Source organism: Paenibacillus sp. Soil766 (assembly GCF_001428105.1).
Lineage (GTDB): Bacteria > Bacillota > Bacilli > Paenibacillales > NBRC-103111 > Paenibacillus_E.
The window spans coordinates 496,723-509,001 of the sequence record NZ_LMSJ01000001.1; the positions used below are offsets into that span (position 1 = coordinate 496,723).

General features: G+C 44.7%; 8 protein-coding genes. 1 reads left to right on the forward strand and 7 read right to left on the reverse strand.

The window, feature by feature from the left end; translation table 11 throughout:
- Positions 1-66: 66 nt before the first annotated feature.
- Together ASG89_RS01730 and ASG89_RS01735 are read right to left on the reverse strand one after the other, a co-directional pair.
- Positions 67-948 carry a carbohydrate ABC transporter permease gene (locus tag ASG89_RS01730; RefSeq protein WP_057308564.1) on the reverse strand — a complete coding sequence of 294 codons (882 nt, stop codon included), beginning with the start codon at positions 946-948 and terminating at the stop codon, positions 67-69.
- Between the two features lie 29 nt (positions 949-977).
- Positions 978-1,919, reverse strand: a complete 942-nt coding sequence (locus tag ASG89_RS01735; protein WP_057308565.1) for an ABC transporter permease — start codon at positions 1,917-1,919, stop codon at positions 978-980.
- 244 nt (positions 1,920-2,163) lie between these two features.
- Here ASG89_RS01735 and ASG89_RS01740 point away from each other — a divergent pair, with 244 nt between their 5' ends.
- A complete protein-coding gene (locus ASG89_RS01740; RefSeq protein WP_057308566.1) occupies positions 2,164-3,060 on the forward strand; it encodes an AraC family transcriptional regulator in 897 nt (298 codons plus the stop codon).
- A gap of 37 nt (positions 3,061-3,097) precedes the next feature.
- Here ASG89_RS01740 and ASG89_RS01745 read toward each other — a convergent pair whose 3' ends face one another.
- The 5 genes from ASG89_RS01745 to ASG89_RS01765 form a co-directional block, all read right to left on the reverse strand.
- Positions 3,098-5,809, reverse strand: coding sequence for a glycosyl hydrolase family 95 catalytic domain-containing protein (locus tag ASG89_RS01745; protein ID WP_057308567.1), 2,712 nt, complete (start codon positions 5,807-5,809; stop codon positions 3,098-3,100).
- A gap of 252 nt (positions 5,810-6,061) precedes the next feature.
- Positions 6,062-8,311, reverse strand: a complete 2,250-nt coding sequence (locus ASG89_RS01750; protein WP_057308568.1) for a helix-turn-helix domain-containing protein — start codon at positions 8,309-8,311, stop codon at positions 6,062-6,064.
- Positions 8,312-8,357: 46 nt separating this feature from the next.
- Positions 8,358-9,986 carry a hypothetical protein gene (locus ASG89_RS01755; RefSeq protein WP_057308569.1) on the reverse strand — a complete coding sequence of 543 codons (1,629 nt, stop codon included), beginning with the start codon at positions 9,984-9,986 and terminating at the stop codon, positions 8,358-8,360.
- Positions 9,987-10,098: 112 nt separating this feature from the next.
- Positions 10,099-10,968, reverse strand: a complete 870-nt coding sequence (locus ASG89_RS01760) for a carbohydrate ABC transporter permease (protein WP_057308570.1) — start codon at positions 10,966-10,968, stop codon at positions 10,099-10,101.
- 16 nt (positions 10,969-10,984) lie between these two features.
- Complete coding sequence (locus ASG89_RS01765; RefSeq protein WP_235549551.1) at positions 10,985-11,839, reverse strand: ABC transporter permease; 855 nt, start codon at positions 11,837-11,839, stop codon at positions 10,985-10,987.
- Between the last annotated feature and the right edge of the window lie 440 nt (positions 11,840-12,279).

Consider the following 12,279-nt stretch of genomic DNA (forward strand, 5'->3'; position numbering starts at 1 on the left):
TAATAACTTCTTATTTTCAAGCATTCCAATTGACATCCAAATAAGAGTGCTATAAAAATATTGCTTTCAACCCTTGACGGAACCAAGCATTATACCCGATACGAAATGCTTCTGTAGAAATGGATACACGACGAGAATCGGAACGATCGAAACAACCATGGCGGTGGCCTGAATTGAAAATGGTGTGACGCTCGATCGCGACATGGCGGCCATCTGCGCTTCTCCCGAAGGGACCATCGACTGATTAATGACTTGCATCATTCGATAGGTCAGCGTACGCAAGTTCTCGTCCTGTACGAAATAAGCGGAATCAAGCCATGAGTTCCACTGTCCTGAGCCTAAGAATAAACTCATCGTTGCAAGTAGCGGCATAGAAACCGGAAGTATGATCTTTGTGAAAATGTGAATTTCAGAGGCGCCATCCATACGCGCCGATTCCCCAAGTTCATCGGGAATTTCCCTAAAAAAGGAGATCGCGATTAGCAGGAAAAACAGATTCAGCATGCTCGGAATGACATAAACACCAAATGTATTGATCAATTTAAGGCTCTTTAAAACGATATAATAGGAGATCAATCCGCCGGAGAAGTTCATGGATACGATTACAATTAAGAAATAGCTTCTCCTGAAAATCAGATCTTTCTTGGACAGTCCATACGCAACTAAACAAGTAAAGAGAACGGCAAGCGATGTCCCTATGACAGTTCGAAGCACCGAAATACCTAATGATTTAATCCACTTCGGATTTTCGAGGAAATAGAGATAGTTACCGAGTGTGAAGCTTCTCGGCCATAGATACATGCCTCCGGCGGCTGTATCGGTGCCGGCGTTAAACGTAATCAACAAAATGTAATAGAACGGATATACCGTAACAAAAACGATGATGACTAGGATGATCGCTATAATGGAATCCAGTACGCGATCCTCGACTGTTTTTCTTCTGCGCAAAATGGATCACCTCTTTTTTTCTTGTCGAGCTAAAATAATCCAGTTCCTGATACACGCTTGGCAATCGCATTGCTGGTGAAAATCAGCATGACCGAAATAACGGATTGCATCAAATCAATTGCGGTTGCGAACGAGAATCTTCCTTGCGCAAGCCCAATCGTGAAAGCGTAGGTTTGAATGATCTGAGACTTCTCGCTGTTTAATGTATTGCCGAGCAGCATCGCCTGTTCAAAATTCGATCCGACTAATCCGCCGCCTAGCATGCTGCCAATTGTCAGAATCAAAACAACAATGCTTGCGTTCTTCAGCCCGGGCAGCGTTATATAGAGAATTCGCTTAAGCCGCCCCGCACCATCGATTTCCGCAGCCTCATAGAGTGAAGGATCGATGCCGGCAAGTGCCGCAAGAAATATAATCGTCCACCATCCGGCCTCTTTCCAGATGGCCGTAGAAACTGCGAGTCCCCAGAAGGCATCCGGGTTCGTCAGAATGTCGAGCGGTTTATCCACTAGATGGAGCGATTGCAATAGGTAATTAATGATGCCGAAACCGCTTGAGAAGAACGAATAAGCGATGCCAGTTACAACTACCCAGGAGACAAAATGTGGCAAGTAACTGACCGTCTGGACGAAACGTTTGAGGAATACATGCTTCACTTCACTGAGCAGAATGGCAAACAAAATCGGGATCGGGTAGGAAAAGATGATTTTTAACAAGCTTAAAACCAGCGTATTGCGCACTAGCATCGGAAAATTGTAATCACTAATTAACTCTTTGAAGTGGGTAAGCCCGGCCCACGAGCTTGTAAAAATACCTTCAATTCCTGTCGATATTTTATAATTCTTGAACGCAATAATAATTCCAAACATCGGAATGTAACTAAAAATCAACAGGAACACAAGACCGGCCCAGACAAAAAGCTGAAAAGGCAGCTGATTTTGAAAGCGTTTTAGAAACACGTCATTATTCATAACTATCACCACCTTCTAAATTTTTGTATGTCTGTAATTACCTTTATGTCTAAATTATAATTTGAAGGGTGCCTACGATGATACGGTTCATTTCCAAGATAAGTGTGCCTATTTTAAAGCTTTAAATACCATTGTTAAGTATGAGCTTGCGTTAAGCTTATTGAACACACATAATAAATTAAAGGGCTGCTTGAAATCTTCTTACGAAACAAATTAAAGAATCTGCAAAGGGGGGATTGGTCAAATGGAGCTCCCAAAAGTTAATGTCGAAAATATGAACGTTAAGATTTCGTTAGGCGGTTTAATATTAAACGTTCTGTACATCAGATTCGGGGTCTTTTATCAATCTTTTCTCGAGCACAGCCATAGTATGAAAAGCTACGAACTGCATTATATTCCTCAGGGAAAGGGAATCTTGGTAGCAAACGGCCGAAATTATCCGATACATCCTGGCACTCTTTATATGACTGGCCCAGATATTGCGCACGAGCAAAAGACGGTTCTCTCCGACCCTATGGCGGAGTACTGCATATGCTTTGAAGTGTTGGCCAATAACATTAACGATGATCCGGATCTTTCCTCTATAGCAAACCAATTCGTTCAAACTACTTTCTGGTTCGGTCAGGACAAGCAAAATTTGTTGCCATTGTTCGAGCAACTCTCCTATGAAATAACCAATCAATATATCGGCTACTACCTGACGGTTCAACATATTATCGAGCAGATCGTCATCAAGCTGGTCAGAAACTATACAAATAATGTTCTGACCTCCTCTGCTATGCCGCTTAAAACCTTAGACGACGAAAGAATCGTTATCATTGAAAATAGTTTTTTATACAACTATGATGATTTAACTATACAGAAGCTCGCTCAAAAACTGGGACTAAGTGTGAGACAGACGGAGAGAACCATTCAACAGTATTATGGCCAATCGTTTACACAAAAAAAGACCCAATCAAGAATGACAGCTGCCGTTCACCTTCTTACTACAACCTCAATGACCATTAGTGAAATAGGGCGACATGTCGGTTTTTCTTCATTGGAACACTTTTGTACTGCTTTTAAGAAATACTACAATACCTCGGCAGGTGAGTTTCGCTCCTTGCGCAGGCCCTTTGATCACAATGTGACCTGTCATTGAAGACAAACGGGAAAAAGTGTACAACTCTAACATCGCATCAATTGGACAAAATAAAAACAACTGTAACGTCTATGCCAGAATTCAGCGTTAAGCGAATATGTTTACCAAATTCATCGTCAAGCGCCTCTACTTCTTGGGCGTTAACCATTGCTTTTGTCCAAGGAATACCCACTTTTACTTTTACTTTATTTTGATTTACAACTGATTTTAATGTAACACATGCAATGTTAGTGTCCCAAAATAACCCACTAACCTTTACCCGGGTCCTTGCCATTAATCCTTTTATTGACCCCGATTTCCATTCAGAGGGTAGCGCCGGAAGTATTTCAATTTCACCTGTATTGGAAAATAGCAGCGCTTCATTTACTGCCCCCACAGTACCAAATAATGTATCCGTACAATAGCAGTCGTTTCTTCTGTTCGTGTCATGGTCTGTCATTAAGGAAGTGTAATAACCGGAATCTGTCATCATCGGCAGAAGAGAAGAGATGACCCCGTCACCGTTTTTTAACCTGGCATAGACCAGCGCCTTATGCATCCAGCCGTGTCCCGCCGTCGCATCTCCTGTATTGTATTTATTTCTGTTTTCAACCGCGATGATTGCTGCTTCCGTCAACTCCGTATTGTTCTGCGTTTCGTAAGCAGGCCATGCCGGATAGAGATGGCTTAAATGGCGGTGGTTGTTGTTTTCCGTATATTCACTCATCGCCCATTCGCGTAAAGCGCCGTCTTTGTCAACCTTATAATCCGGCATTAGTCCTAACAATACTTCCCATTTGGTGACAACAGTTTCATATCCGTCGCGCTTTACTGCTTTTTCCATGGATATGACCATATGCAGTCCATCCCGCGCTGCAGCAATATCCATCGTGGCATTTGCCGTAATCGTACTGTTGTAACCGATCGGGTTATTCTCTGGAGAGTAGGTAGGGATAAGCAAATATTTCTCACCTGGATTTAACGCAGTTTTGCCTTTCTCATAGCACGCATTACCGTTTATATCCGTATAGTATTCCGGCGTACATAGCTGCTCCCAGAAATTAGCCTGCTTTGTCAGCAGCGGAAGTAAAATATCCTTTTCCAAATCTAGAAATCCATTTTCGATCAATTGACTGAACTCTTCATCCGTCAACCCACCGTCCTTTATACTGAGAAGTGGTTTCAGATCATGAATTCTCATGTTGTCTTTGATCGGAATCTGCCCATTGCCGTAACACTGCCAAAACTCGAAGATCGGGAGCAGACACCAGCTCGCTCCGGCATTCCAATATTCAAACGGATAGTCATTGTCATATTCCACATGCATTGCCCGGTCGATGTCCGAGTTTACCGACACCTGTAGGGCATCATGCATCCCATAGGCCATTCGCGCATTGTATTCGAAGTCGGGCGTGTTTCTCAAAAAGAAAGTGATGTATCCAAGCTGGGCTTGCGTGAAATGGCCTGTATTCATCGGAGAAACCTGTAAATTCACATTGGCATCAAGCGTATAGATACCTCGCCAGCCAGGATTCCACTCCCCGGTCCACATCCCATACAAGCGAGGAGCGCTTGAACCGCTGCAGCATAGTAAGGCATATCGTCCTTGGTTGTACACCTGCTCCATAAAAGCATGATTTATTCTAGTTTTTGATGCCTTTTGTGCGTTGATTAGCGTTACATTGTCAGCGCTCTTGTCATCCTCGTCGCCTATAAGAGTAAATTGTACAGCGTTAAATTCTGCGGAATGCTTTAGGACGTGAGGCGTGAGCGCAGCTTGATAATCGAATTTACCATAGGCATCTTTATATTTTTCAGCGACCGCATTCGTGTTCTGAAATAAATTGTCTACGATAGCGTATTGCGTCATTCCGGCAAAATCTTCGATTTTGCCCATATCAAATGTCCTGTTCGATTGCGTAATTAAATACACGGCGTCGGCGTCGATCACTTGGATCGCAGGATTCTGTTCCATTCCTACATTCATCGGTTCATTCGTGTCAGCGAGCAGTACTCTCTTCTTGGTTCCATTAACAACTATAATCTGCGTCAGACCTGCATACCCACCATTGCTCAGCTCGCTGTCCTGATAGGATGGATAATGGGCAACCTGCGCGATATATGCCGCACTCTGTTCCACAAGTTTTTTGTATTGAAGCGCCGTTAGCTCAGACATACCATCCCTCGATTTGTACATGCTCGAAATGTCATCAATGGAGATGATCATATTGATCTTAGCGCCTTCAGAGGATTGTGAGATCTTCGTAATCGAAACATTGTCTTCTCTGGATGTAAACGAGGTTCGGATCCACTCGCCAAATTCATCGGTGTATCGTACTCCGGTTTCGGCTGTTTCATAATTCGTCCATCTCTCATAATCAGACACAGCTCCCTTATCAGTCACGCCTAATCTGAGCTGGTGTCCCGGATGATAACAATAAAGATAGGTTCTTACCCTCGTTTTACCGTCCGGAAAAGTAATCTTCCATTGATCGTTTTGTTTAAAAACATTCCATCTGGCATCAGCAAGCTGCCCCGTTAATTCTCCTGGAATCGCTCTTGGATCTCGAGACGGATAGTTGAACCACATATTTTGAAAAATAAAGCTGTCCGTATAAGGCGACCCTGAAGTGATATACCCGTTTTCGCCATTTCCACTAATCATGCCTTCCCGCCACGCCAATCCGGGATTTGTTGTTGCCACTTCTTTATAGGTGTTAGCGTAATTGCCTTTTTCGTACATTCGTGTAATTTTCGATATTTTAGTCATGCTATTCCCCCCTAATCTGCTCGCTATGGTATTTATTATATCTGGCACGAGAAGGTTCATGAATCGTTCAGAGCGACGTAAAAGAAAGCAAATATGTCGCAATTTAGCAGATCAGCGAACGTTTTCTCTGGAATTTGATGTTCAAGAAGAGGGTGGCGCCACCATAAAAGCCGATTATTGCACACAAAAGGAAGGAGACCGAAACAAGTCTCCTTCCCAAAGAACCCAAGATTATACTAACGCCTCCATCGCCTATTCATTTCCTTTTACCATACGAAATTCCCCCGGCGTCATGCCGACTACCTTTTTGAACACCCGGTTAAATGAAACCGTATGTATATATCCAACATTATTAGATATATCTTGTATCGGCTCAGACGTTTCCACCAAATATTCTTTGGCTTTCTCCATTCGCACCTGAATTAGATAATTGACGAATGTATCTCCGAAAGTTTCTTTAAACAGCTTACTCGCGTAATTGCCGCTCATGCCGAATTTATCGCTGATCGAGGTCAGCGACAAGTCGGGGTTATGGTAATCTTGTTCAATAAACTCTTTGATGTGAAGGATCGTTTCATGATTTTTATCTTGTTCCCTAAGCGATTGCAACTGGGCCGCTAGTTCGGTCAGAATGTCCCTCACATTGCTTTCCGCATCCGTCACTGATTCCATTCTCTTTATCGCTTCACGGATGCTGGATAATGCAGCTTCCTTCCATGCATTGTTCACGCCAATCTCCAGCATCGTTAATTCTTTATCAAGATTGAACAGAAGATAATTTAGCAAATGAACCATTTCTTCGCGAGCCAGTATACTGCTTCTGATTTCATCAAATAGCTTGTCGAACCAGGAGAGCCATTCGTCATTGCCGATTCGAAACGATTTGACGATCGCACGGACCAAATGCTGAAATTCAAAAAAGTTTTTGCCTGTTTTGAGCTCCAAGTCCTCCTGCCGGAGTATTTTGCGGTTCTCAAGCAGCCACTTGTAATGAAGCACATTCTCAGCAAGCCGGTAAGAGTACGGCAGTTCCTGAAGCTGTGTAACAAGCGTGCCCACGCCTACAGTTACAGTGAAATTGAGGTGAACATCTATCCATTGCAATATTTGATGCCAGTAGGCATTGACCAACTTTTCAGGATCCTTCTGGTTCGAAGCCTCGAAGCTAATCATTAGCGTCAGTTGGTGCTTCGTAATCCATTCACACCGCATGCATAAGGAACACTGCTCCGCGGTCTCTTGAATGACTTTCGTCAGTAAATATCGCAGCAGGCTTTGGTCTGAAATCGAGTACTTTGCATTGAAGGAATGGAATCGGTCGATCTCGGCGATCGTGACCAGAAAACTGTCTGCCGAAGGAGGAACATTCCTTTCAAGCAGTTCCTCGCATTCGTTTGCGATGTCCTTATCCGTACCTTTCATCAACTCAAGAAACAAATGCTTGCGTCTAATGTTAATATCCCTCTCGGACTGCTTCTGGAACTCCTCCAGCTCAACAATGAGTTCTTCGAAAGTAGATCCTATGAATGATAAGTCGTCAAGCCCTTCCTTATCCCTCTTCGACCGGCTTTGCACGAGCTGGCTTCGCATCCGCATCATTAAGGCTTCGACAGGCTTATAATTTTTACGTGTAATGTAGACCATCCAGACGCTACCCAGAATCGTAACCAGAAGTGCTAGTCCGATCCACACATACGCAAAGAATGAAGCGATGGAGAAGCTGTTTCCTCGCTTGACCCCACTGACGAACTCCCATCCTGTGTAGGGAGATTTCATGACGGCAAACTGCCATTTCGGAGTATCGGTTTCGTTAAGGGCCGGTCTGGTCTCTGTACTTAGAACAGGCTGGCCACCATTTGCTTGAATCGTCAAAAATCCATATTGAAAAGCCGTATTTTCTTGGATATTATGCAAAATAGCATCAGTCCGCACGTTAACAACGACCATGCCAAGCTCCCCCATCAATAGAGGAGCTTTGCGGGCCAGTGAAATAACCATCACCCGAGAGCTCATCCGATCCAATCTGGCGTTCGTCCAATACAAGGATGATCGTTTGGCTTTCTCCTGTTCGACGAACTCTCGGTCAGCAAACGATTGTAGCTCCGTCAATCCGTTAGAAGTGATCACAAGTCCATCGGACCAGCGGACAACATAGACGGAATCCATTAACGGATTCGCCTCGATCCATCCATTTAGCTTGCGCCCGACTTCATAATTCAAATAGTATGGGTTCGTATTGCGGCCGCCTGAAAAAAAGCTGGATAAGGTCTTATCGCTTTCGATTTCATTCATAATTGTGCTGTCTATCGATTTTAATCCCTGATCCACCGATTGCATGACGGCATGAGCAAGGAACTCGTTCGCGCCTTTCGTTTCACTCTGCGAGAGCTTTACGACAAATAAGAAAAAGCTGATGATCAGTATGGAGCTGATCACGAATAAGATGGGGAGATACGAAAAGAGCAATCGATAGAACCCGCTATGTTTTCCTCTCATCGGCATCTCCCTCGCCCTCCGGACCGTCATGTCAGTTGCAGATTCCGTTCACTTATTTACTATATAAGTCCTTCGTCAAATAAACCTTATCTTTGTTCTCATCGTACCATTTTCCCCACCAAGTATCGATATCCCTGCCCCCCGCTTTATCCCAGAGATCCCTCGCGTCCTTTATCGCTTTATCGACGGAATATGAGGTACCGCTTACAATCGCCTTGGAGAAGAAATCGCCCATTTGACTCGTGTTGGAATTGATGGTTTGCAAATCATTCGGCAATGCCGGTAGGAACTCATTCCATGTAACGCCTGGCCATGGACGATCGGCGGACAAATAAGCCTGCTGTGCTTGCTTGTATAATGCGATCCATTCTTTATCTACCGGATTGGCTTCTGGCTTCAAGGAGTTCAGATAGGCTGCTTGACTGCCGAAGTTGATCGTCGACATCAAGATGTTCAGATCCCCCGTCCAGGAAAACTTCGGATTGTTGAGCTCTTTTAATTGGGGATACCCGTCTTTGGTCAATGTGTGCTCTGCATTAATATCGCCATATGCCAATTTCACCATCGTCGACTTCTCGGACAGGAAATCGATATATTGAACGACGGCTTGTGGGTCCTTCGCGTCCGCATTTACCACACCGACCACCTGGATAGGCGGTATGATCGCACCGCTGAATTGCCCGAACTTGCTCTTCGGCAGCGGGATAACCGCTACCTGTGCTGCAGGATTATTCTGCTTCAGTGTAGTGAACGTCTGCACACCACCGAATATACTGATATTATCCGCATAAAATCCCAGCTTACCGGTAACCCAAGCCTGCTTGGCTTTGGAGCCGTCTTTATCGTTCAAGAAGTCTTTGTCTACAATGCCGGCGTCGAATGCCTGCTTCTTGAACGCCAGCGCCGCCTCTTTTCGTTCCCAATCGTTAACAAGCTTCCCGTCTTTGCTCACATTCCCGATGTTGCCGAACATGTAGTCGATTTGGTTCCCGCTAATCCCGCTAAGGGCAATCCCATAGGTATCCTGCTTACCGTTTCCGTCGGGATCTTGAGTTGCGAAAGCTTTTGCGACTTGAAGCAGCTCGTCTGTTGTTTGCGGTATCTGCAGGTTCAGTTTTTGCAGCCAATCGGTGCGGATGAACAAGGCATGGTTAGGCTGCAGGCCGTTGATTCGGCCGATCTGGTAAATATGGCCGTCCGAATGGGTCGTCAATTTCTTTAAGCCGGGGTTCGAGGCAAGCAACTGCTTATAGGGTTTACTGTACTTTTCAATGGCTTCATCCAACGCCATCACTTCCTGCTGGTTGATTAATCGTCCCTTAAACTCGGAATCGTAAGACCAGACGATATCTGGCACGTCACCTGCCGCGAACAGTGTATTGTATTTGCTCGTATCCGAGCTTCGCGGGATTGGAACAAATTTGACGTTCACTGGACCGTTGGCATTGATCCAATCCGTTGCCCAGTTTTTGTCGATCGTGCCTTGTTCCGGTGGCACATTGCTTCGGTCATGCACCGCAACCGATATATTGCCTTTTTTCTTAGGTGTTGTTGTGGATGCCGAAGCATCCGGAGAACTTCCGGAATTACTGTCATTTGTGGAGCAGCCGGCAATTGCGAGACTAAGTGAAATAACGGAAACAGCAGCAACGGTGATTGGCGATCTTTTGTTTTTGATCATTTGAGAAACCTCCCTTTTCCAATATAAGCTAGTTGTTCTCTTTCCTTTGCGGATACCCGCTCCTATGGTAGTTGTCCGGCTCCTCTTTGGTTATCCATACGGAATGTCACAATTATCCTTTCAACGAGCCGATCATAACGCCTTTCACGAAGTGCTTCTGGATGAACGGATACACGATCAGCATCGGTATAATCATGATGAGGACACCTGCTGCTTTTACACCTTCCGGCGTAATCAATTCCTGCATATCGGATTGAAGAGCCAGATTTGGATCGGAGGCAGCAAATACCATTTGCTGCACCAGAACGGCCAGGTTCAGTTTACTCGTATCATGAATGTAGATCAGAACTCCGAAAAAATTGTTCCAATTACCTACAGCATAAAACAAAGAAATCGTGGCAATCATCGGCAATGAAGTGGGTAGGATGATCCGAAGAAGCAGTCCGAATTCGCCGCAGCCGTCGATACGGGCAGCATTCTCCAACTCGACGGGAATATTCTGAAAGAAGGTTTTCATCACCCACATGTTATAGGTACTGATCAACCCGGGAAGCCAAATCGCCCAGTACGAATTGATCAACCCTAGCGATTTGATTAATAAATAATTGGGAATCAGTCCCCCTCCAAACATCATCGTAAATACGATGGCCATCGAGAAAAATCGCCGACCGAAAAAATACGGTTTGGATAACGGATAGGCAACGAGCGTTGAAGCAGTCATACTTAACACAACCCCAACAATGGTAATGAGGACACTGTTCCGGAACGCCTCCACAATTCTTGTCCCGGTAATCAAAGCCTCATAAGACAGCACATTCCAATGCACCGGCCATAGCGTAACTCGGCCGGACATAATCGCACCGGGGTCGCTGAGCGATATGGCAAACAGATGAATAAGCGGAAGCATACAGCTTAGACCTGCAAGCGATAATAGGAAATAATTCGCTGCATAGAACAATTTTTCTCCGAAAGTAGCCTTCATCCATCAACTTCCCTTCTTACCATAATTCTTTACCGAACCTTCGCGCGATTTGGTTCGCTGCCACGATCAAGACCAGGTGGACAGCCGATTCGAATAAACCCATCGCGGTTGTGAGACTGAACTGAGCTCCCTGCAAACCTATTCGGTATACCCAAGTACTGATTACCTCGGATACGCTGGAGACTACGGGATTTCCCAAGATATAGACCTGATCGAACGACACCTCCATAATGCCGCCCATAGAAAGGATCAGCATAATGACAATAACCGTGCTTATCCCCGGCAACGTGATATTCACGATTTGCCGCCATTTGTTGGCTCCGTCTATGGCTGCTGATTCATATAGGCCTGGGTCGATCGAGCTTAGGGCAGCAAGATAAATGATCGCCCCGAAGCCGGCCTCTTTCCATATGCCCGAGCCAAGATAGATCGTGATCCAAGATGGGATCTGATACAAGAAGGAATATGTTCGCCCGAGCCAGTTTTCCAGCAAAATATTCACGGTACCCGATTCCTGGGCAAATAGGGTCAGAACGATGCCACCGACGATTACCCACGAAAGAAAATGTGGTAAAAATACGACGGTTTGCATGCTCCGCTTGAACCACGTTTTCTTAACCTCATTAAGCAGGATAGCCAGTATGATCGGGAATGGAAAACCGACAACAAGCCTTAATAGGCTTAGCCATAACGAGTTGAGAATGATGTCAGAGGATTGAGGACTTCTGAATAAGCTCTCGAAATGCTTCAGTCCCACCCATTCGCTTCCAATAATGCCTGAGCGGAAGCTGTAATCCTTAAAGGCGATCATTAAACCGAACATCGGAACGTATCTGAAAACAATAAAATAAATGACGCCTGGAATGAACATCAACAAAAGGGGTAGATTTTGCCTCAAGACTTTTCGGAGCCTCGCTCCCCTGCTATTCCTCTTTGATAATGGTGAATGGATACCGGATTTTTGTGCGGTATGTATATTGTTCATTTGTCACCTCCCGAGTTTGGCGTTCCATTCCGCTTACCCATAACATATATAAATCGCCATAAAATCTCAATAAACAAGATTTGACCGATTAGCATTTCACGTCAAAGGACCGATTCATAGCGGTATACGGCCCGATATTTACCGGGATAACAAGAAAGAATGGATGTAAGCCCTCACTCTATTTCAACATATTGTGTCAACAAGAGACTGCAAGGCAATGGTTTACGGGTGCTCGTACATATACAAGTTAGCAGGAATAAGTCACTATATCTACTAACAAATACATGGTTTTCTCTGATTGTTGACGAATTCTGGCTTCAATCCTT

Coding starts and splice junctions, on each gene's coding strand:
- ASG89_RS01735 (WP_057308565.1), bottom strand. CDS start 1,919: ATGAATAATGACGTGTTTCTAAAACGCTTTCAAAATCAGCTGCCTTTT.
- ASG89_RS01740 (WP_057308566.1), top strand. CDS start 2,164: ATGGAGCTCCCAAAAGTTAATGTCGAAAATATGAACGTTAAGATTTCG.
- ASG89_RS01745 (WP_057308567.1), bottom strand. CDS start 5,809: ATGACTAAAATATCGAAAATTACACGAATGTACGAAAAAGGCAATTAC.
- ASG89_RS01750 (WP_057308568.1), bottom strand. CDS start 8,311: ATGCCGATGAGAGGAAAACATAGCGGGTTCTATCGATTGCTCTTTTCG.
- ASG89_RS01755 (WP_057308569.1), bottom strand. CDS start 9,986: ATGATCAAAAACAAAAGATCGCCAATCACCGTTGCTGCTGTTTCCGTT.
- ASG89_RS01760 (WP_057308570.1), bottom strand. CDS start 10,968: ATGAAGGCTACTTTCGGAGAAAAATTGTTCTATGCAGCGAATTATTTC.
- ASG89_RS01765 (WP_235549551.1), bottom strand. CDS start 11,839: ATGTTCATTCCAGGCGTCATTTATTTTATTGTTTTCAGATACGTTCCG.